This window comes from Streptomyces sp. NPDC059668 (assembly GCF_042734135.1).
Classification (GTDB): domain Bacteria; phylum Actinomycetota; class Actinomycetes; order Streptomycetales; family Streptomycetaceae; genus Streptomyces.
The window spans coordinates 79,090-99,077 of record NZ_JBHWEL010000004.1 but is presented as its reverse complement, the minus strand read 5'-3'; the positions used below and the strand labels follow the sequence as shown (position 1 = coordinate 99,077).

17 protein-coding genes are annotated in these 19,988 nt (G+C 71.6%); 9 read left to right on the top strand and 8 right to left on the bottom strand.

Annotated elements, in window-relative coordinates; translation table 11 throughout:
• Positions 1 to 5: 5 nt before the first annotated feature.
• Together ACFV2J_RS05170 and ACFV2J_RS05165 are read right to left on the bottom strand one after the other, a co-directional pair.
• Positions 6 to 1,040 (bottom strand): DUF6745 domain-containing protein, encoded by a 1,035-nt coding sequence (locus ACFV2J_RS05170; protein ID WP_385091188.1) that lies wholly within the window; start codon positions 1,038 to 1,040, stop codon positions 6 to 8.
• A 170-nt stretch (positions 1,041 to 1,210) separates the two neighbouring features.
• Positions 1,211 to 1,537, bottom strand: a complete 327-nt coding sequence (locus ACFV2J_RS05165; protein ID WP_385091191.1) for a hypothetical protein — start codon at positions 1,535 to 1,537, stop codon at positions 1,211 to 1,213.
• A 190-nt stretch (positions 1,538 to 1,727) separates the two neighbouring features.
• Here ACFV2J_RS05165 and ACFV2J_RS05160 point away from each other — a divergent pair, with 190 nt between their 5' ends.
• The 5 genes from ACFV2J_RS05160 to ACFV2J_RS05140 are packed head-to-tail and all read left to right on the top strand — an operon-like array spanning position 1,728 to position 7,023.
• Entirely contained in the window at positions 1,728 to 2,696 is a 969-nt protein-coding gene (locus ACFV2J_RS05160; protein WP_385091193.1) for an STM4015 family protein, read from the top strand.
• A gap of 33 nt (positions 2,697 to 2,729) precedes the next feature.
• Positions 2,730 to 3,899, top strand: coding sequence for an STM4014 family protein (locus tag ACFV2J_RS05155; protein WP_385437391.1), 1,170 nt, complete (start codon positions 2,730 to 2,732; stop codon positions 3,897 to 3,899).
• A 55-nt stretch (positions 3,900 to 3,954) separates the two neighbouring features.
• Positions 3,955 to 4,761, top strand: a complete 807-nt coding sequence (locus ACFV2J_RS05150) for an STM4013/SEN3800 family hydrolase (RefSeq protein WP_385087230.1) — start codon at positions 3,955 to 3,957, stop codon at positions 4,759 to 4,761.
• Positions 4,758 to 6,113, top strand: a complete 1,356-nt coding sequence (locus ACFV2J_RS05145; protein ID WP_385087224.1) for an STM4012 family radical SAM protein — start codon at positions 4,758 to 4,760, stop codon at positions 6,111 to 6,113. The genes ACFV2J_RS05150 and ACFV2J_RS05145 overlap by 4 nt, the downstream gene beginning before the upstream one ends.
• A gap of 7 nt (positions 6,114 to 6,120) precedes the next feature.
• Positions 6,121 to 7,023 carry an STM4011 family radical SAM protein gene (locus tag ACFV2J_RS05140; RefSeq protein WP_385087222.1) on the top strand — a complete coding sequence of 301 codons (903 nt, stop codon included), beginning with the start codon at positions 6,121 to 6,123 and terminating at the stop codon, positions 7,021 to 7,023.
• A gap of 45 nt (positions 7,024 to 7,068) precedes the next feature.
• Here ACFV2J_RS05140 and ACFV2J_RS05135 read toward each other — a convergent pair whose 3' ends face one another.
• Positions 7,069 to 8,043: an SDR family NAD(P)-dependent oxidoreductase gene (locus ACFV2J_RS05135; RefSeq protein WP_385437386.1), complete on the bottom strand. Its 975-nt coding sequence runs from the start codon at positions 8,041 to 8,043 to the stop codon at positions 7,069 to 7,071.
• 114 nt (positions 8,044 to 8,157) lie between these two features.
• On the opposite strand from ACFV2J_RS05135, the gene ACFV2J_RS05130 reads away from it, so the two are divergent.
• A complete protein-coding gene (locus ACFV2J_RS05130; protein ID WP_385087218.1) occupies positions 8,158 to 9,072 on the top strand; it encodes an AraC family transcriptional regulator in 915 nt (304 codons plus the stop codon).
• Positions 9,073 to 9,094: 22 nt separating this feature from the next.
• On the opposite strand, the gene ACFV2J_RS05125 is transcribed toward ACFV2J_RS05130, so the two are convergent.
• A complete protein-coding gene (locus ACFV2J_RS05125) occupies positions 9,095 to 10,165 on the bottom strand; it encodes an NAD-dependent epimerase/dehydratase family protein (RefSeq protein WP_385087216.1) in 1,071 nt (356 codons plus the stop codon).
• 13 nt (positions 10,166 to 10,178) lie between these two features.
• The gene (locus tag ACFV2J_RS05120; protein WP_385087214.1) at positions 10,179 to 10,607 is read right to left on the bottom strand and encodes a MerR family transcriptional regulator; all 429 of its coding nucleotides are present in this window, start codon (positions 10,605 to 10,607) and stop codon (positions 10,179 to 10,181) included.
• 181 nt (positions 10,608 to 10,788) lie between these two features.
• Between ACFV2J_RS05120 and ACFV2J_RS05115 the strand changes: the two genes are divergently transcribed.
• Positions 10,789 to 11,259 (top strand): DUF1348 family protein, encoded by a 471-nt coding sequence (locus ACFV2J_RS05115; RefSeq protein ID WP_385087212.1) that lies wholly within the window; start codon positions 10,789 to 10,791, stop codon positions 11,257 to 11,259.
• A 111-nt stretch (positions 11,260 to 11,370) separates the two neighbouring features.
• On the opposite strand, the gene ACFV2J_RS05110 is transcribed toward ACFV2J_RS05115, so the two are convergent.
• From ACFV2J_RS05110 to ACFV2J_RS05100, 3 genes are all read right to left on the bottom strand, one after another.
• The gene (locus ACFV2J_RS05110) at positions 11,371 to 12,375 is read right to left on the bottom strand and encodes a cytochrome d ubiquinol oxidase subunit II (RefSeq protein ID WP_385087211.1); all 1,005 of its coding nucleotides are present in this window, start codon (positions 12,373 to 12,375) and stop codon (positions 11,371 to 11,373) included.
• On the bottom strand, positions 12,372 to 13,766 hold the full coding sequence (locus ACFV2J_RS05105; RefSeq protein WP_385087228.1) for a cytochrome ubiquinol oxidase subunit I: 1,395 nt from the start codon (positions 13,764 to 13,766) through the stop codon (positions 12,372 to 12,374). Before ACFV2J_RS05105 ends, ACFV2J_RS05110 begins: the two co-directional genes overlap by 4 nt.
• Positions 13,767 to 13,908: 142 nt before the next feature.
• Positions 13,909 to 16,143, bottom strand: coding sequence for a SpoIIE family protein phosphatase (locus ACFV2J_RS05100; RefSeq protein WP_385087209.1), 2,235 nt, complete (start codon positions 16,141 to 16,143; stop codon positions 13,909 to 13,911).
• A gap of 556 nt (positions 16,144 to 16,699) precedes the next feature.
• On the opposite strand from ACFV2J_RS05100, the gene ACFV2J_RS05095 reads away from it, so the two are divergent.
• Both ACFV2J_RS05095 and ACFV2J_RS05090 read left to right on the top strand, forming a co-directional pair.
• A complete protein-coding gene (locus ACFV2J_RS05095) occupies positions 16,700 to 17,419 on the top strand; it encodes a YoaK family protein (protein WP_385087207.1) in 720 nt (239 codons plus the stop codon).
• Between the two features lie 156 nt (positions 17,420 to 17,575).
• The gene (locus ACFV2J_RS05090; RefSeq protein ID WP_385087205.1) at positions 17,576 to 19,924 is read left to right on the top strand and encodes an FdhF/YdeP family oxidoreductase; all 2,349 of its coding nucleotides are present in this window, start codon (positions 17,576 to 17,578) and stop codon (positions 19,922 to 19,924) included.
• The last annotated feature ends 64 nt before the right edge of the window (positions 19,925 to 19,988 follow it).

Sequence of the window (19,988 nt, the reverse complement as noted above, 5' to 3'; positions counted from 1 at the left end):
TCGGCTCAGGTCTGCCGGAGCGGCTGGTAGGCCTCGGCCGCGACGCCGAACGTCCAGGCCACCCCCTCGCGGGCCGTGCGTGTCGTCGGCGGGACGCGCAGCCAGTACGTGCGGCTCGTACCGTCAGGTTCAGGAGTGGAGTTGACGACCTCCACCATCACCACGTCCTCGTCCCCGAGGAGTTCGAGCCGCCACAGGACGCCGGTCTCGTCCCGGTGCACGGGGACCGCCTCCGACTCCGCGAGATACCGGTCGTAGCCGTAGAACTCCAGCATCACACGGCGGAGTTCGGCGTTCTCCTCGTCACGGATGCGCTTCGGGTCGAGCGAGGCCAGTTCGTCGAGGAACTCCCCCGGGACGGGCATGCCCCGCCAGGCGTACAGCTCGAAGCCGTCCTCGTACCGGAGCGCCGGTCCGTCGCCTCGGTCGAGACGGGCCGCCTCGTCGCGGTGGAGCTCGGTGGGCCGCTCGCAGAGGACCGCCACCCGCTCGTAGGGCCACCACCAGCCGGCCGCGCGGGCCACCATGGCCGCGCCGCCCAGCGGGCCCGAGCCGTCCGTGTCGAACGCGGACAGCCAGGCCGCGTCGTGCTGGCCGAGAGCGGCGTCGAGCAGCAGGAGCCGGACCCGGGTCTCCTCCTCCCTGCCGGTGGCCGCCTGCTCGACGACTCCCGCACGGATCCGGTCCACCAGGATGCGGGTCGACTCCCACAGGCCGGCCCCCGTGGCATGCCAGTGCCCACTCCATCCCTGCGGTCCCAACCGCCGGTGGAGCCGCTCCCGTTCGGCTGCCCACGGCACGCTCAACACCGCGTGGCGCACGCTCGCGCCGGGCTCGTCCGGCGTCAGCGCCACCCCGTCCGGACCCGCCGCGCCCATGAGCACCCGAACCGCCTCACGCGGAGAGCGCACCCACACCACGCGATCGGGTCCCGTCAGACCCGCGCGCCGGTAGGCGAGCCGGACCCCCTCCTCGGCCGCGGCTCGGTCCGCGGCTCCCGTGGCCGCCGCCACCGCACGCCAACTACCCATGTCCGTCATGTTCGTTCTCTTCCCACGTCCTTCGGCGCGGCCCGGTCACGTCCCGCTCCGGCCGCCCGGCCCGTCCTTGTCGCCGCGCTCGTCGCCTCGCACCACCGGGAGGTGGCACGGAGGCGAGCACCCGCGGATGCGGGTCACCACCCCGCGAGCGTGCTCACGCCCCCACGGGTTCAGTCGGCGACGATCCGCACCGAGCCCGGCACGTACTCCCGCTGCCTGACGACCCGGTACCAGCCCTTCGGGAGGGATATCGCCGCGTGTTCCTCGTGGACGACACGTGCTCCGTCCGGCACGTGCAGCAGCATGGGCCCGAACACGCCGGCCTCTCTGATCAGCCGCCCGGGGCCCACCACCGCATGTGCGTGACCGGTGACCTCACCCAGCGCGAGGACGAGCCTGCCGCGGCCGTCCCGCGGCTCGGACGGCGCGTCGACCGCTCCCGCGGGTACCGCGTCCGGTGCCAACGACACCATGAGGACATCCCCTTGCCGGTACATGCGTCTCCCTCCGTCGAGGCACCACGCGTGCCATGGGAGAACCGTAGAGGCGGGCACTGACACTCCCCCGCCGCGCGAGGTTGTCAGTGGGACTTGGTAGAACTCCGGTACCTGGGAATGCGGTCCGCGCGCACCAGGCACCATCACGACCGTCGTACCACCGACCAGATGCACGAAGGAGCGGGCGCGCATGACCATCGGAAGCCACCTGCAGGAGTTTCACGGACTGCCGGCGTTCACCTTCCCGGACGCGGCAGACAAACCCCTGCGGGCCTCCGCTCTTCCGTCTCCTGAGACCGTCGCCTGGCGGGTGGCCGTGGACTCCTACGAGAGCCGGGAGTCATGGCCCGAGGCCTTCGCCCGGTTCCTCGACGCAGTTGACACCACGCGTGTGCGGGCCCTGATCGCGGGCGCCTGGAGCGATGCCTACGACAACCCTCCGACGGAGGTGATCGAGGCTCTCGTGGCGGCCCGCGACCGGCTGCCCGAGCTGCGCGCGATATTCCTCGCGGACATCGTGATGGAGGAGTGCGAGATCTCCTGGATCGTCCAGGGCGACGTCTCTCCCGTGCTGGAGGCCTTTCCCCGGCTGGAGGAGTTCGGCGTCCGCGGGGGCAACCAGCTGGTCTTCCCCGTCGTCCGACACGAGGGGCTGCGCAGGCTGACGGTGGAGACCGGCGGTATGCCCGTCGAGGCCGTACGGGGAGTCGCCGGGAGCGATCTGCCGGCGCTCGTCCATCTCGACCTGTGGCTGGGCACCTCCGAGTACGGCGGCGACAGCGAGCTCGGCGACCTGGAGCCCTTCTTCGCCGGGACCCGCCTGCCCGCACTGAAGCACCTGGCCCTGCGCAACAGCGAGATCCAGGACGCCATCTGTTCGGCGCTGGCGTCGGCACCCGTGGTGGCCCGTCTCGACGCCCTCGACGTGTCCATGGGCGTCCTCACCGACGACGGCGCGACGGCCCTGCTGTCGGGGCAGCCGCTGACGCACCTGAAATCGCTCGACCTGCACCACAACTACCTCAGTGCGGGCGTCCGTTCGCGTCTGCTGGAGACGCTGGAGCCGCACGGGGTGGAGGTCCGCGCCGATCAAGACGACGCCGATGCCGACGAGGAGGAGGACGGGACCGTCTGGCGCTTCGTGGCGGTGGGCGAGTAACACGTCGGTACCGGGCGGACGGAGGACGGAAGGGTGTCAGGAGCGGACGGCGCGGACGCGCGCGGCGGGCCGACCCGGTGGGCGGTCGTCGCCAACGGCGAGAACCGGAGGGTCGCCCTGTTCAGCGCGGCGGCCGAGGCCGCCGGCCACGGATCGCCTCGCGTGGTCGAGTGGCGTGACGTGCTGCGTGAGGGCGGACACGCGTTCGCCGACGACGAGATCGTCCGCCTGGACTCGCCGGGGGAGAACGCGGAGGTGGACCGCCTGCTGCGCGGCGTGGACGATCCCACCCGGGTGGAGGGCTCCGCGCGCTGGTACGCACGCTTCCTCGACGGCGTCGCCTCGCTGCGCGGCGGGCGCCGGCTCGACGCGCCGGAGGATCTGGCCGTCCTGTTCGACAAGCGGCTCTGCCACGCCCGCCTGCAAGGTGCGGGCGTACCGGTGCCGGTCTCCCCGACCTCGGGCGGCGCCGCTCCCGCCGGGGACTGGTCGCAGGTGCGGTCCCGGATGGCGGAGGCGGGCCTGCGGCGGGCGTTCGTGAAGCTCGCGCACGGCTCGTCCGCATCCGGCGTGCTGGCGGTGGAGACGACGACGGCGGGACGCGTCCGGGCGACGACCTCCGTGGAGGTCGCGGACGGCCGGCTGCACAACTCGCTGCGGGTACGCCACTACTCCGACGAGTCCGAGGTCGCCGCGATCGTGGACCGGCTCGCACCGGACGGACTGCACATCGAACGCTGGCTGCCGAAGGCGTCGCTGGGCAACCGGTCGGCGGACCTGCGGGTCCTCGTGGTGGCGGGCCGGGCCACCCACGCCGTCGTCCGCACCAGCCGCTTCCCCCTCACCAATCTCCATCTCGGTGGCACCCGCGGTGACCTGTCCGCCGTCCGGGCCCTGGCCGGAGACCGGTGGGCCCAGGCGCTCGGCATCTGCGAACAGGCCGCCGCCTGCTTCCCGGCGACCCTGTGCGTGGGCGTCGACCTCCTGCCCGCCGTCGGCTGGCGCCGGTTCGCCGTCGGGGAGGTCAACGCGTTCGGTGACCTGCTGCCCCGGCTCACCGGTCTGCCGGGCGGCCCCGCCGAGGGGCTGGACACCTACGCCACCCAGATCGCGGCCCTCGGTCCGGGGTGGCCCGCCCGGTTCGTGCCACGGCCCGCGCCCTCACCGCACCACCGTTCAAGGACACTCCATGCCTCACTCTGAACCGCCCACCGGCGCCCGTACGGCGGCGCCGGCCGGCACGCTCCCGACGCCCGACATGAACGAGGTGGTGGGCCGGGACGACCTTCTGCTGCTCACCCTCGACACGCTGCGCCACGACGTCGCCGTCGAACTCGCGGCGGCGGGCAGGCTGCCGAATCTGGCGGCGTACCTGCCGGGGGGTGTCTGGGAGAAGCGGCATGCTCCGGGCAGCTTCACCTACGCGTCCCACCAGGCGATGTTCGCGGGGTTCCTGCCCACCCCGGCCTCCCAGGGGCCTCATCCGCGGCTGTTCGCGGCGCGGTTCGCCGGCAGCGAGACGACCGAGGACCGTACCTTCGTCTTCGACACCCCGGACTTCGTGTCGGCGCTGGCCGCCCGTGACTACCGCACCGTGTGCATCGGCGGTGTCGGCTTCTTCAACAAGCAGGGAGCCCTGGGGGAGGTCCTGCCCGGTCTCTTCCAGGAGAGCCACTGGGAACCGGAGTTCTCCGTGGCCTCGCCGACGTCCTTCGAGGCCCAGGTGGCCCGGGCCGAGAAGGTCGTGTCCGAACTGCCCGCGCGACAGCGGCTGTTCCTCTTCCTCAACGTCTCCGCGCTGCACCAGCCGAACTGGTTCCATCTGGAGGGCGCCACCCGGGAGGCCGGTGACAGCCGCCTCACCCACGCCGCCGCGCTGGAGTACGTCGACCGCCATGTCGGACGGCTGTTCGCCGCGATGTCCGCACGCCGCCGCTGCTTCGCCATCGTCTGCTCCGACCACGGCACCGCGTACGGGGACGACGGCTACACCGGCCACCGGCTGGGCCACGAGGCCGTGTGGACCGTCCCCTACAGTCACTTCTTCCTGGAGCCCTCCGCATGACCGTCGCCCCCGTGGCCGCGGCGCACACCGTGCCCCGCCCCTACCAGAGCTATGTGTACGCCTATCCGCACAAGACCGCCTACCGGCCGCTCGACCCGCGGCCCGCGCTCGACCGGTTGTGGGCGGGCGAATCACGGCAGGCGCTCTCGCTGTACCTGCACATACCGTTCTGCGAGGTGCGCTGCGGCTTCTGCAACCTGTTCACCCGTGTCGGTGCCCCCGACGGTCTGACCGGCCGTTACCTCGACGCCCTGAGCCGGCAGGCCGTCGCCGTACGCGAGGCGCTCGGGGACGAACCGTCGCCGCGGTTCGTCAACGCGGCCTTCGGCGGCGGCACGCCCACCTTCCTGGAGGCCGCGGAGCTGGAGCGCCTCTGCGACATCGCGGAGCGGGACATGGGCGCGGACCTGCGGTCCGTCCCCCTGTCCGTGGAGGCGTCGCCCGCGACGGCGAGCGCCGACCGGCTCGCCGTCCTGGTCCGGCGCGGCGCCACCCGTCTCAGCCTCGGGGTGCAGAGCTTCGTCGAGGAGGAGGCCCGTGCCGCCGTACGCCCGCAGCGGCGCTCCGACGTCGAGGCCGCGCTCACCCGGATACGGGAGTCGGCCGTCCCGGTCCTCAACATCGACCTGATCTACGGCATCGACGGCCAGACCGCGGCCAGTTGGCGGTACTCACTCGACGCCGCCCTCGCCTGGCGGCCGGAGGAGATCTACCTCTACCCGCTCTACATCCGTCCGCTGACCGGCCTGGGCCGCCACGCGGACGCGCGGACCGCCGACCGCGACTGGGACGAGCAGCGGCTGCGCCGCTACCGCGAGGGCCGCGACCATCTGCTGTCCGAGGGCTACGAGCAGGTGTCGATGCGCATGTTCCGCCGCGCCGACGCGCCCCCGCAGGGGCCGGACGACTACGCGTGCCAGACCGACGGCATGATCGGACTGGGCTGCGGGGCACGGTCGTACACCTCGACCCTGCACTACTCCTTCGACTACGCCGTGTCGATGCGGGAGGTGCGTGCCATCATCGACGACTACAGCGCCACCGAGGACTTCTCGCGCGCCCTGCACGGCCGGCCGGTGGACGAGGACGAAGCGCGACGGCGGCATCTGCTGCAGTCACTGCTCCAGGCCGAGGGACTGGCCACCGGTGACTACCGGCGGCGTTTCGGCACCGATCCCGCCGACGACTTCGCCGCGGAGCTGGACGTCCTCGCCCGGCGCGGCTGGCTCCAGGACGCGGGGACGCGGCGGCTCAGGCTCTCTCCGGAGGGCCTCGCCCACTCGGACGCCATCGGACCCGATTTCTTCTCCCCCGCCGTCAGGGACGCCATGAACGCCTACGAGTCGAGGTGACGGCCCCGTGGACCTGACGGAATCGACGGACCTGACCGTCCTCTACCGAGGACCGCTCGCCTCCTGCGACTACGACTGCCCGTACTGCCCGTTCGCCAAGCGCCGCGACAGCACCGCGCAACTGCGCGCCGACCGGGCCGCGTTGGACCGGTTCGTGGCCTGGGCGCGCGGCCCGCTCCCGCACCGGTTGTCCGTGCTGTTCACACCGTGGGGCGAGGGACTGACCCGCTCCTGGTACCGCCGGGCTCTGGTGGACCTGTCCCACCAGCCGCACATCGGGCGCGTCGCCATCCAGACCAACCTCAGCTGCCGCACCGACTGGCTCGCGGACGCGGCCGCCGACACGGTCGCCCTCTGGTGCACCTATCATCCGGGGCAGACACCCTATGAACGGTTCCTCGACAAGACGCACCGCCTGTCCGGCCTAGGCATCCGGTTCAGCGTCGGCGTGGTGGGCCTCCCCGGCCACCTGGACCACGCACGGCGGCTGCGCGCGGACCTGCCCGAGCATGTCTACCTGTGGATCAACGCCGCCGAGGGCCACACCTACACCGACGAGCAGGCCGCCGAGTGGACCACGCTGGACCCGCTCTTCCCCTACAGCCGCCATCCCCACCGCTCGGCGGGGCTGCCCTGCCGGACCGGCCGGAGCGTCGTCTCGGTCGACGGGGAGGGCACCGTCCGGCGCTGTCACTTCGTCCGGACGGAACTCGGCAATCTCTACGACGGGTCGTACCGCTCCGCGCTGCGCCCGAGACCGTGCCCGCTCACGGTGTGCGACTGCCACATCGGGTACGTACATCTGGAGACCCTGCCGTTGTACGACGTCTTTGCGGGCGGAGTCCTCGAACGCGTCCCGCACCCGGAGTCGCTCCCGACCCGTCCGCTCCTCCCGATGGCCACGGGGTGAGTCCGCCCGCCGGGTTGCGGCTCGCGGGCCCGCGTCCGGTGGGGTTCAGCGCAGGGCCGCGGTGACCGTGGCGGCGGCGTGGTCCCAGAGGCGGTCCGCGGCCCCGGGGTCGAGCGCGTGGGCGGCGACCCCGCCGGGCCGCTCCTCGGTGCCCCGCACCGTGCGGGCCTCCTGGTTGTCCTCGAAGTAACGTCCGGTGACACCGCTCACCAGCGGGGACGCGGCGAGCAGCACGGACGTCGACGCGCCCTGGGCGGGCTCCTTGTAGTAGGGCTGCGGGATGATGTTCCCCTCCTCGTCGATGGCGCCCAGGGCCCGCATGGTGGCGTCGTCGACGTGTCGCTGGAGGTTGGTGCTGATCCACCCCGGGTTGAGCGCGTTGGCGGTGATCCCGTCCGTGGCCCACCGGCGGGCCCCCACCGCGAGCAGGACGTCCGCCGTCTTCGACTGGCCGTACGCCGTCCAGCGGTCGTAGGGCCGCCGCTCGAACTGGGGGTCCTCGAAGTCGAACGCGGCGGTCCGATGGGCCCCGGAGCTGACGACGACGACACGGGCCGAGCCGGCCTCGCGCAGGCTGCCGTGCAGTGCGGTGGCCAGGGCGAAGTGCCCGAGATGGTTGGTCGCGAGCTGCAGCTCCCAGCCCTGGGCGTTGACCGTGCGCTCCGGGACGGCCATGATCCCCGCGTTGGCGACGAGGATGTCGAGCGGGCCCTGCCAGGTGCGTGCGAAGGCGTCGACCGAACGGAGGTCCGCCAGATCGAGCGCCGCGGCCCGGACCGATCCGGAACCGTGCGCGGCCGTGAGCTCGCCGACGAGCCGCGCGGCGGAGGCGGGACGGCGCGTGGCGATGGTGACCTCCGCTCCGGCGCCGGCCAGGGCGCGGACCGTCTCGACGCCGATCCCGGAGGCTCCGCCGGTCACGACGGCCCGGCGTCCGGTGAGGTCCACGCCGTGGATGACCTCCGCGGCGGTGGCGTGCGAGTGGAAGGGGGTGGTCAGGCGGTCGTGATCGTCGTACATGTGGAGCCTCTTCGTGGGGAACCGTTGGTGTTCCTTGACGCTACGGCCGTGGCCGTGGACGATCTATAAGAGAGAGTCCGAGAAACTTGCTCGACCGTCCAGAAGGAGTCCCGGATGGATCCGCTGGAGGATGTACTCACCCTGCTCGACACAAGGGGTCACCTCTCCTCGAGCCTGGTCGCGGGAGGCCGCTGGGCCATCCGGTTCGACGCGCCGTCCGGTGTGAAGTTCAACGCCGTCCGGCGCGGTCACTGCCTGCTCGAACTGGAGGGTGTGGACGACCCGCTCGCACTGGAGGAGGGGGACTGCTATCTGCTGACCCAGCCGCGGCGTTTCACCCTGCGCAGCGACCCGGAAGCGGTGGCCGTCGACGCCGGCCGCGTCTTCGCGTCGTCCGTGGGCGGGGTCGCGCGCGCGGGCGACGGGGACGACGTCCTCCTCGTGGGCGGTCGTTTCTCGTTCGGCGACCGGGCGCGCACGCTGCTGCTCGAAGGCCTGCCCCCGGTGATTCACGTACCCGCCGGAACGCCTCAGGCCGAGACCCTGCAATGGGCGCTCGCCCAGATCGACCGTGAGCTGCGGGACGGTCCCCTGGGCTCGAACCTGGTCGCCGAGCACCTGGCGGTCGTCATGCTCGTCCACGTCCTGCGTCTGCATCTCACGCGCGAGCCCGGGGCCGTCTCCGGCTGGCTCGCGGGCCTCGGGGATCCGGTGGTGGCGTCGGCCCTGGCCTTCCTGCACGGCCGGCCGGAGCACCCGTGGACGGTCGCCGAGCTCGCGGGGGCCTGTGCCGTGTCGCGGTCGACGCTCGCCGCACGCTTCAAGGGCACGGTCGGCCGTGGGCCGCTCGACTACCTCACCCGGTGGCGGGTGGAACTCGCCTCCCGCCACCTGCGGCGGGGCACCGACACCGTGTCCGTCATCGCCCGCACGGTCGGCTACGGGTCCGAGAGCGCCCTGAGCACGGCGTTCAAGCGGGTCAACGGCGTCTCACCCCGGGACTACCGCAAGACGACGCGGGCGTCCTGAGTCCCGGCGACGGCTGCCCGGCTTAGGGCGTGCCGCCCGGGGGCACGAGTCCGAGCTCGATGAGACTGTCGGCGGTGTCGAGGAGCGTCCGGGTGACGTCACGGGGTCGCCAGTCGAGCACGGCGCGCGCCTTGGCATTGCTGATGACGGGAATCCGGCCTCCCAGTCCCACCGCGTCCCGTAGCGCCGGCTCCGTCCTCGCCGCTTCCCGCATCTCCTCGAGGGTGAGTTCCGAGGACGGCAGCGCGTCGGCCGCCGCGGGCAGATGCGCTCGCAGGGTCCGGGCCAGGCCGAGGAAGCTGATCGACGGTCCGCCCACCGCGAGGAAGCGTTCTCCCGCCGCCTTGGGGTGGTGCATGGCGCGCAGGTGCAGGTCCACCACGTCGCGGACGTCGACGACTCCGAAGTATATGAGCGGAACCACCGGCATCCCGCCGCTCAACATGGACCTGACGATCTCCACCGACGCGGCCAGCCGCGGTCCCAGCACGGGGCCGAAGATGCCCACGGGGTTGACGACCGCGAGCTCGATCCCCCCGTTGGTCTCCACGAAGTCCCACGCCGCGCGCTCGGCGAGGACCTTGGATTTCGGGTAGGCGGGGAGGCCCTCGGTGCCTGGGTCGGTCCAGTCCTCCTCCGTGTACCGGGCGTCGGGCTTGACGGTGTAGCCGACCGCCGCGAAGGACGACGTCATCACGACGCGGCGGACGCCCGCGGTCCGGGCCGCGGAGAGGACACGCAGCGCGCCGTCGCGTGCCGGCCGGACGAGTTCGTCCTCGTTCTCCGGGGGCGTGGCGGGAAAGGGGGACGCCACGTGCAGCACCTGGCTCACGCCGTCCGCCGCGGCCGCCCAGCCCGCGTCGGCGGACAGGTCCGCCACCGCGAACTCGAGGAGGTCCTCCCGGTCCACCCCTGCCCGCCGCACGAGTGCCAGGACCTCGGCCTCACGGCCGGGCTCCCGGACCGTCACCCGGGTCCGGTGTCCCTCGCCCAGCAGACGGGCGACCAGGTGACCGCCGACGTATCCGGTAGCGCCGGTCACCAGTACCGTTCCCGCGCCGGAAGCGCCGGGGTCGAGTGTTTCCGCAGCCATTGCACTCAGTCCTTCAGTGTTCGAATTGTTCGAGGATCAGCGTGACCGCCTCGATCGCTCGGCGTTCGGCGACGGCGTCGCCGCGCAGACGGGCATCCCACAGCAGGGTCTTCCCCCGGAGGTAGGCCAGGCGTGACTTCAGTCGTTCGATGTCGTCGGCGAGCCTCTCCGCCTGGTCGGCGAACAGGTCTCGCTGCTCCGCCGCCGCGGCGTCGCCCAGCGGGAGCAGGTCCACGTAGCGACGCATGCCGGCGACCGTCATTCCCGCCGAGCGCAGACAGGCCAGAGCCACCACCCGGTCGGCTGTCGCCGCTTCGTACCGGCGATGCCCGCTGGACTCGTCGCGGCCCACCACTCCCAGCAGGCCGACCTTCTCGTAGTAGCGGAGCGTGGGCTCGCTGAAGCCCGAGCGCCGCGCCATCTCCTGAATGGTCAGACTCACCGTTCGTCCTCCGTCGTGTCCGTCATGAAGGAGCCTCCGACACTTCAAGCGCTTCAAGTCAAATGTCCTGGACCTCGCCTTCCGGGCGGACACGGGACGCGCGGATGCGCGGGACGTCACACCTGGGGACACTTGGCCTACCGCATCCACCCCTACCGCGTACGAGTCGGAGGAGCTGACGATGGCCGGGAAGCCGCCCTATCCGCCGTTCGATGCCGAGAGTGCCGTGCAGAAGGTCAGAGCGGGCGAGGACGCCTGGAACACCCGCGACCCCGAGGAGGTGTCGCTGGCCTACACCGAGGACAGCCGCTGGCGTAATCGCTCCCTCTTCATCAACGGGCGCGAGGAGATCGTCGACTTCCTCACCCGGAAGTGGGAGAACGAGCTCGAATACCGGCTGATCAAGGAGTTGTGGGCGTTCGGCGGGAGCCGGATCGCCGTCCGCTTCGCCTACGAGTACCACACGGTCACCGGGGACTGGTTCCGCGCCTACGGCAACGAGAACTGGGAGTTCAGCGACGACGGGCTCATGAGCGTGCGCCACGCGAGCATCAACGACGTGCCCATCACGGCCTCGGAACGCGCCTTCGACTGGGACCGTTCGGGGCCGCGCCCGCCCGACTACCCCAGTCTCAGCGACTTCGGCTTCTGAGCCCGGGAGCCCCGGACCGAGGGCCCGCGGCTCGGGGGGCCGCGGAACAGGTCCCCCGGATCGGGATCGGGACCGGGACCGAGGTCGGGATCGGGGGCGTCGGCGGAGCGGTCAGATGCGGGCGCGGAGTCTGCCCTGGCCGGAGAGGCGGAAGAGCAGGATCAGGGACGGCAGGATGACCAGCGCGGCGACGCAGGCGACGCCGAGAAGGACCGCCAGCGTGGAGTCCGGCGCCGCCGCCTCGTGGATGCGCAGATGCGTGCCGAGCAGGAAGGGGTACTGGGCCACTCCCCAGCCGACGACCACGGCGGCGATGGCCAGCGCGGCGATCTCGCGCCGCCCGGTGTGCCGGCCCAGGTGCGCCCCCGCCATGCCGACGACGCCGCAGAGCGCCGCGAGCACCATGAGCGGCAGCCCTCGGTGGCTGAGCTGGTGGAACAGCCGGGGTGCGTCGGCCCTGAGCACGAAGATCCCCGCGACGCTGACGATCCCCGCCACGGCTCCGGCCAGCAGGGCGCGGTGGCGGAAGTACCGCTCCAGGTCCTCGTCGTGGAGCCGGTGAGCCGCCGAGGCGAGGTAGAAGGCGGCGAGGTAGGCGCAGCTGACGACGGCCAGGATGCCGCCGAGGACGGAGGTGGGGTTGAGCCAGCTGGTGACGGCGTCGCCGTTGCCGCCGGTGGGCACACGGCCCGAGGCGATGCCGCCCGCGATGCTGCCGAAACAGTAGGGGGTCAGTACCGAGGAGGCCGCGAACAGGGAGCCGTTGAGGCGCTGTTGGGGCGTGCGCACGGAAACCTTGCGGAAGGCGAAGCCCGCGCCGCGCAGGACGATTCCCAGGGCCGCGAGGATCAGCGGCAGGTACAGGGTCGTGGTGATCGCGGCGAACGCTGCGGGGAAACCGCTCCACAGCATGACCAGGCAGTAGATGAGCCAGGTGTGGTTGGCCTCCCAGACCGGGCCGATCGACAGGTCGACCAGATGGCGGGGGTTCCTGCCCCGTTCCGCTCCCCCGGCCGTCAGGTCCCAGAAGCCGGCGCCGAAGTCCGCCCCGCCGAACAGCGCGTAGGCGACGACACCGACGAAGAGGACCAGGGCGACCACGTCACTGAGGTTCATCGGTCTTCTCCCGCCGTGCCGGACGTGGCGTAGGGCTGTTCGGGTCCGTAGGGGACGTAGACGGTCTCGTCGCCCGTGGTCCGCCAGCGCCGGGCCATGGCGCGCAGCACCAGGACGGCGCCGACGCCGACCGCCGCGTACAGCGCGACGGTCGCTCCGAACAGCGGCCACAGGTTGCCCTGTGTCGTCACGGCCTGTCTCGTCAGCAGCAGCCCGACCACGGTCCAGGGCTGACGGCCCACCTCGGTGACGACCCAGCCGCTCTCCAGGCAGACGACGGCGACCAGTCCGCTGAGTGCGGCGCCCCGCAGGAACCAGCGGTTGGTGGGCACCGTCCGTTCCCGCCACCACAGCCAGGCGAACCAGAGGACGAGGCCGAGCATGAGGAAGGTGGTGCCGACCATCACGTCGAAGGCCAGGTGCACGATGGTGACCGTGCGGTCGGTGGGCCGTACCGCCGGCGGGATCTCCTCCAGGCCCTTGATCTCCGTCGAGGGGGTGAAACCGGCGAGGATCGACGCCATGTCCGGGATGGGAAGGCCGTACCTGACCTTGCCGTCGACCAGGAACCCGCCGAGGTTCTCCGGCACATGGTCGCCGGTCGCGGGCAGGAGTTCGATCGCCGCGAATTTGGCGGGCTCGTCCTTGAACACCTCGCGTGCCACCGTGTCGCCGACGAAGATCTGCACCGGGATGGCCGCCGCCGCGACGAGGAATCCGATGAGGAATCCGAGCCGGTGGTGGCGGTCCCGGCGTCCCTTGAGCATGCCTGCGGCGTACACGCCGGCGACGGTGAACCCGGCCACGATGTAGGCGGCGAGGAGCATGTGCACGGTCTCGTACCAGAAAGCTCCGTTGAAGAAGACGCGCAGCGGCCGTACGGCGGTGACGTGTCCGTCGTGCAGGGTGATCCCGCCGGGTTGGTTCATCCAGCTGTTGGCCGCGATGACGGCCGCCGCACCGCCGAGGCTGGCCAGCACGACCGGAACTCCCGTCCAGAAGTGGGCCCAGGGCGGAAGGCGGTTCCAGCCGTAGAGGTAGATCGAGACGAAGATGGCCTCGAGGAAGAAGAAGAGGCCCTCCACCGCGAACGGCATCCCGAAGGCGGCTCCGTAGTCGCCCATCAGGCCGGGCCACAGGATGCCGAGTTCGAACGACAGGACCGTGCCGGTGATCGCCCCCACCGCGAAGAGCACGGCGGCCACCTTCGACCAGCGCCTGGCCAGCCGCAGGGCGTCGCCGTCGCCGTGGCGCAGACCGCGGTAGTGGGCGATGAGCATGAGCGCGGTCAGGGCGACACCGAAAGGGACCAGGATGATGTGGAAGCCGAGGGTGAACGCCATCTGCTCCCGGGCCGGCAGCAACTGCGACGGGTCGCCCGCGGACGCCATGGCCTTGTTCACTGGATGCAACACCCGGTCCATGCTCGCCTGGTGACGGCCCGTCCGGGGTGTGCGGGGTGCGGCGCGGCGCGGCGCGCCACCCGGACGGGCGATCCGTCGCCCGCCGTGCGGCCGCACCGCGGCGCGGCGGTCAGGGCAGGGGCTCCTCGGTCCACACCGTCTTGCCGTCCTCGGTGTAGCGGGTGCCCCAACGGTCGGTGAGCGCGGCGACGATGAGCAGACCGCGCCCTTCCTCGTCCTGGATGCGGGCGTGCCGGAGATGGGGGGCGGTGGTGGCCTCGTCGGAGACCTCCAGGGTCAGCGACCGGTCCCGGATCAGGCGCACCGTGGGCGAGCCGGTGGCGTGCCGGATGACATTGGTGACGAGTTCGCTGGCGACCATCTCCGCCGTGAACGCGTGCGAGTCCAGTCCCCAGCGCTCCAGTTGCCCGCGGACCCGGTGCCGGCAGTCGGCCACGGCCGACGCCTCCGGGGGGAACCGCCATGAGGCGACCTGGTCGCGGGCGAGGCGGTGGGTGCGGACCGAGAGCACGGCGACCCCGTCCGCCGGCGGCTCGCCCAACAGGCTGTACACGATGGCGTCGCAGGTGGCCTTGGGGTCGGTGGTCGGACGGGAGGTGATCTCACGCAGCCGGGAGAGCCGCTGGTCGGCCTGGGGTCCGGTGCCCAGCAGCGAGGGGGAGTAGAAGGTGAGCATGCTCTCCGGCGCCAGGGGGATGTGGACCCGTTCGTAGCTGGCGTGGTTGCCCAGCGGTGGTCCGACGATCTGCTCCAGGCCTTCCGGGACCGTCCCGTCCGCCAGAGTGATCAACGGCGGCGGCCAGCCGGCGCTGGCCATGGTGAGGTGTCCTTCGACGGGGTCGTAGACGGCGTACTGGCAGCACGCGTGGGCCGCCCCGCCCGACTCGGGCGAGGTCCCTTCGCGGGCGATGCGCTGGGCGGCGTCGTCCAGGTGGGCCAGCAGTTCGTCGGGGGGCAGGTCCAGCACGGCGAGTGTCGACATGGCCGTACGGAACCTCCCCACGGTGGCCGCCGCGGCCAGCCCCTGATCGGGGATCCGGCCGATCACGAGACCGATGCGCGCGCTGGACAGTTCGATGACGTCGAACCAGAGGGCCTGGCCGGTTCCCGGAAGGTGGAAGTGGCACGTGCTGACCGCGGAGACCGTCGGAAGCACCCTGGGCAGCAGGCTGCGCTGAAGGCTGATGGCGACGGTGTGCTCGCGGACGTAGCGGCGGGCGTTCTCGATGTGGATGGCCGCGTTGTTGCCCAACTCGGCGGCGAGCGGGACGTCGTCGGTCGTGAAGGGTTCCGGATGCCGGGGTCCGCGGTAGAAGCAGGCGAGTCCCAGCACCCGGCCGTGGACGGACAGCGGCGTGATGATCATCGAGTGGATGCCCGCGCGTCGCAGCTCGCCGGCCCGCGCGCCGTCGTGCATCAGCCAGTCGGACGGTGTCGCGTGCGGGTCGACCAGGCGCGGCGCGAGATCGGCGAGCACCTGCGTGTACGGGGTGGGGTACACGAACCGGCTGGGCTCGCCGACCGCGTACACGCCCCTCATCTGGGCCGCTCCCTCGAACGCCGCCCGGCGCAGCGGCACATCGGCGTCGACGGGTGGCTCGGGAGGCTCGTCCCCCCGCAGCACGGAGTCGAGCAGGTCGACGGAGGCTATGTCCGCGAAGTCCCTGACGGCGACCGCGGCGAGCTCCTGCGCGGTTCGGGTGGCGTCGAGGGTGGTCCCGATCTTCCCGCGGGCCAGGGCGAGAAGTTCCGCCGCCGCCTGCGTCCGGGCCCGGTCGGTGATGTCGTGGATGACGGTGGCGATGCCGACGGGTTCGTGGCCGACGCCGTGGAGGAGGTAGGCGGTCACGTGGTACGCGTGCGAGCCGCCTCCGCCGTCACGTCCTCGGATCTCCCGGCTGACCGCGGGCAGACAGCCGCTGACGACCTGGTCGAGCAGGGGGGTGAGGGGGAGAGCGGGGCCCAGCTCCCCCACGCGCCGGTGGAGGACCTGATCGGCGGGCAGACCCCGCATCGCCAGGGCGGCGGGGTTGGACTTCAGCACACGGAGGCTCAGGTCGTACATCTCGAGGCCCGCTGCGGACCGCTCGAAGACGGAGTTGATCGTGTCCTCGGCCCGGTACCGGACGGCCCACACGTGGATGTCGCCGTCCTCCGTGTCGCGTCCCACCTCGAGGTTGAAGACGTTGTCCGAGTCGGGTCCGAGCAGCCTGCCGAGGAGTTGTCCCGCCGAGATGCCTTCTGCGTCGTCCGCCGTCATTCCCGTCGCTTCGGCGGCCGCCCGGGTCCAGTCGGTGACGCCGCCGTCCTCGGTGAGCGTGAACCACGTCTCGTGCGCCTGCATGCCCGCCTCCTCCAGCTCCCCAGGGCAGACAGTCCGTTGCGGAACGGCTTCGACCGCGTGGCCGAGAAGAGGGCCGGCCCCTCCATTCCCTTGCCCACGCGACTCCTTGAGGGCCGCAGGATGATTACCTTCCACAATGCCGCCGGGGGACCGCACCGGCAACTCAGTCAGCGGCCGTCCGCCCCTGGGACAGGCCGCCTCCGAGGGCGCGGATCCCGCGTCCGCGGAGGTCCGGACCGGCGTGGGGCCCGCGGCCCGCCGCGCGACGGCCCCGCTCGGGTCTTCGCCGCGCTGCCGGGTCGCCCGGAAACCGGCGGTAGGCCACGACGCCACCGGTACGAGGACACCCCTCCCCTTCACGACGCACCGCGTCCGACGCCGCGCGCTGATCCACCGGGGAGGACGGGACAGCCCTTAGATTGATCGCGTCCAGGCTGTGGCGCGGCACCGTCCGACGAGAACGGGTGAGACGCATGGAAACGGACTGTGCGGCACTGTCGCGCCCGTCTCCGCCATGGCTCCGTCCGCTTCCGACCGGCCTCCGCCTCTCGCCGTCATGCCGGTGAGATCCGGCGCGCACGGCGGCCAGGGGTGGCCGGGACACCCGCGGGCGGCACAGTTCCTGCTGACGCTGGCGAGCGGCGCCGTCAACGCCGTCGGCTTCCTCGCGCTGGGCGGCGTGTTCACGAGCGTCATGACGGCCAATTCCGCGCTGCTGGGGCTGGCACTGGGCAACGGGCACCTCTCGCTGGCCAATCTCGCGGCCCTCGCCATCGCGGCGTACCTGGTGGGGGCCGCCGCGGGGAGCTGGATCACGGCCGCGACGGGCCCCGCGCCGCTCACCGGAGTGGCCGGAGCCCTGCTGGTGGAGAGTGCGCTGCTGTGGGCGCTGTTCGTCTCCTGGCTCGTGCTGGACGGTGCGCCGGGGACGACGCCCCGCGCGGTCCTGCTCGCCTTGGGCGCCCTGTCGATGGGCTGCCAGAGCGGCAGCGTCCGCGTGGTGGCGGGCAGCAGTGTGACGACCGCGTACATCACCGGCGCCCTGACGGGGCTCGTGGCACAGGCGACGGTCGAGGGAAAGCTGCAGCGGCACAACGCGCTGGTCATCCTGCTGCTGCCGGTCGGTGCCGCGGTGGGTGGTGCGGCGGTGCGCTGGGCCCCACTCCTCGCCCCGGCGATTCCTGCCGTTCTGGTGACGGCCGCGCTGTCGGTGACCGTGGTACGGCGACGGTCGGCGTCCGGCGGGGACCCGCTCCCCGACGCGGGATCCCGTTGATCCCGTGGCTCCGGCCCGTGTGGCGGTCGGGAAGCACCGTCACGTCTCGCCACGCAGGACAATCAGGACATACGCCCATAGCATGAAATATCTGGCCTGTGGAGCCCGCGCTGGCCGCCCCGCCCGCGCCTTTCCGCCTACTGCAGGGTGATGGACATGACTGCCTCGGATGTGAACGAGTCGGCGCCTGCCGAACACGAGGAACCGCCCCGGACGCCCGACGGCGGCATGGGACCGAGCACGGACAAGAAGCCGTCGCAGGTGCACTACCACCACCCCGCGGCCGGATGGGGCGCCGCCAAGAGCGTCACCCACGTCCTCGTGAAGGAAAGAGCCCTGGTCGACGGGCCGCGCGCGATCTTCAGGATGAACCACGAGAACACCGGCTTCGACTGTCCGGGCTGTGCCTGGCCCGACGACACCAAGGGTCTCAAGCTCGACATCTGCGAGAACGGCATCAAACACGTCACCTGGGAGATGACCCCGAAGCGGGTCGGCGCGGACTTCTTCGCGGCACACACGGTCTCGGAGCTCTCCACCTGGACGGACTTCGCCCTGGAGGACCAGGGCCGCCTCACCGAGCCCCTCGTCTACGACTCCGCCGTCGACCGTTACGTCCCCATCGACTGGCAGGAGGCCTTCAACCTGATCGGCGGCGAACTGCGAGCCCTGGACAGCCCGAACGAGGCGGCCTTCTACACCTCAGGCCGCCTGGGCAACGAGGCCACCTTCCTCTACCAGCTGATGGCACGCGAATTCGGCACCAACAACCTCCCCGACTGCTCGAACATGTGCCACGAAGCCTCCGGCCGCGCTCTGCAGGCCGCCCTCGGCACCGGCAAGGGGACCGCCGACCTCGCGGACTGGGAGACCGCGGACGCCCTGTTCATCATGGGTGTCAACGCCGCCTCCAACGCCCCTCGCATGCTCACCGCGCTGGCCGAGGCCTATCGGCGCGGTGCGCAGATCGTCCACATCAACCCGCTGGTGGAGGCGGCCGCGACCCGCACCATCGTGCCGCACGACATCACCGACATGGCCCTGTTCAAGTCGACGCGGACGAGCACGCTCAACCTTCAGGTCCGCGCAGGTGGCGACATGGCTCTGATGCGGGGCATCGCCAAGGCCGTACTGGAGGAGTCCGAGCACGATCCCAAGGCCCTGGACCGGGAGTTCATCGACCGCCACACCCACGGCTTCGACGCGTACCGGGCCGTGTGCGAGGCCACGCCGTGGGAGGAGCTGGAGGTCCAGTCCGGACTGACCCGCGCCGAGATCCTCAAGGCGGCGGACGTCTACTCCCGCTCCGACCGCACCCTGATCAGCTGGTGCCTGGGCGTCTCCCAGCACGAACACGGTGTCGACACCATCCGCGAGATCGTCAACGTACTGCTGCTGCGGGGCAACCTGGGCCGTGAAGGCGCCGGCCCCTCCCCCGTGCGCGGCCACAGCAACGTCCAGGGCAACCGGACGTGCGGCATCGACCACCGGCCCACCGCGGCGTTCCTCCAGCGCCTCGACGACGTCTGCGGGATCGACTCTCCGCGTGCGCACGGCCTGGACACGGTCGCCACGGTCGCGGGCATGCACGAGGGGAAGGTGAAGGTGTTCGTCGGCATGGGAGGCAACTTCGCCCTGGCCGCCCCGGACACCCCCTACACCGCCGAGGGCCTCGCTCGCTGTGCCCTCACCGTGCACGTCAGCACCAAGCTCAACCGCAGCCACCTCGTCCACGGGAAGAAGGCCCTCATCCTCCCGTGCCTGGGGCGCACCGAGAAGGACCACCAGCGCCATGGCGTGCAGGCCACCTCGGTCGAGGACTCGATGAGCATGGTGCACCTCTCGGTGGGCATGAAGCGGCCCGCCTCACGCGACCTGCTGTCCGAGCCCGCCATCATCGCCGGCATGGCCCGCGCCACCCTCCCCGACAGCAGCACACCGTGGGAGCACTACATCGAGGACTACGACCGCATCCGCGACACCATGGCCCAAGTGCTGGACGGCTTCGAGGACTTCAACCGCCGGGTGCGACTCCCCCTGGGGTTCCGCATCCGCCAGCCCGCCCGCGAACTCGTCTTCCTCACCCCCACCGGACGCGCCGAGTTCTCGGCGGCTCCGCTGACCGACGTCGTCCCCGAGGACGGCACCCTGATCCTTCAGACCATGCGCTCCCACGACCAGTGGAACACCACGATCTACTCCGACGACGACCGCTACCGGGGCATCAAGAACCTGCGCACGCTGGTCTTCATGAACCGGGCCGACATGCGGGCCCGGCACATCAAGGACGGAAGTCTCGTCGACATCACCGCGACGGCCAAGGACGGCACCCGGCGCACGCTCCGGCAGTACCACGCCCTGCCCTACGACGTGCCCCGGAGCTGCGCGGCCGGCTACATGCCGGAGATGAACGCTCTCCTGTCGGCGAGCGACTACAGCGTCCAGAGTGACCAGCCGCTGATGAAGAGCCTCAAGGTGACGATCTCGCCGAGCCGGGGCGACTGAGCCGGACAGCTGGGACGGGTGGCCGAGGAGGGTGGCCGAGGCGGCCCCCGGCGTGCGCGGCGGC

Excerpts from the sequence above, each read along its gene's own strand:
- ACFV2J_RS05110 (WP_385087211.1), bottom strand. The coding sequence starts at position 12,375 with ATGAACCTCAGTGACGTGGTCGCCCTGGTCCTCTTCGTCGGTGTCGTC.
- ACFV2J_RS05130 (WP_385087218.1), top strand. The coding sequence starts at position 8,158 with ATGGATCCGCTGGAGGATGTACTCACCCTGCTCGACACAAGGGGTCAC.
- ACFV2J_RS05095 (WP_385087207.1), top strand. The coding sequence starts at position 16,700 with ATGCCGGTGAGATCCGGCGCGCACGGCGGCCAGGGGTGGCCGGGACAC.
- ACFV2J_RS05165 (WP_385091191.1), bottom strand. The coding sequence starts at position 1,537 with ATGTACCGGCAAGGGGATGTCCTCATGGTGTCGTTGGCACCGGACGCG.
- ACFV2J_RS05160 (WP_385091193.1), top strand. The coding sequence starts at position 1,728 with ATGACCATCGGAAGCCACCTGCAGGAGTTTCACGGACTGCCGGCGTTC.
- ACFV2J_RS05150 (WP_385087230.1), top strand. The coding sequence starts at position 3,955 with ATGAACGAGGTGGTGGGCCGGGACGACCTTCTGCTGCTCACCCTCGAC.
- ACFV2J_RS05145 (WP_385087224.1), top strand. The coding sequence starts at position 4,758 with ATGACCGTCGCCCCCGTGGCCGCGGCGCACACCGTGCCCCGCCCCTAC.
- ACFV2J_RS05135 (WP_385437386.1), bottom strand. The coding sequence starts at position 8,043 with ATGTACGACGATCACGACCGCCTGACCACCCCCTTCCACTCGCACGCC.
- ACFV2J_RS05115 (WP_385087212.1), top strand. The coding sequence starts at position 10,789 with ATGGCCGGGAAGCCGCCCTATCCGCCGTTCGATGCCGAGAGTGCCGTG.
- ACFV2J_RS05090 (WP_385087205.1), top strand. The coding sequence starts at position 17,576 with ATGACTGCCTCGGATGTGAACGAGTCGGCGCCTGCCGAACACGAGGAA.
- ACFV2J_RS05105 (WP_385087228.1), bottom strand. The coding sequence starts at position 13,766 with ATGGCGTCCGCGGGCGACCCGTCGCAGTTGCTGCCGGCCCGGGAGCAG.
- ACFV2J_RS05100 (WP_385087209.1), bottom strand. The coding sequence starts at position 16,143 with ATGCAGGCGCACGAGACGTGGTTCACGCTCACCGAGGACGGCGGCGTC.
- ACFV2J_RS05125 (WP_385087216.1), bottom strand. The coding sequence starts at position 10,165 with ATGGCTGCGGAAACACTCGACCCCGGCGCTTCCGGCGCGGGAACGGTA.
- ACFV2J_RS05170 (WP_385091188.1), bottom strand. The coding sequence starts at position 1,040 with ATGACGGACATGGGTAGTTGGCGTGCGGTGGCGGCGGCCACGGGAGCC.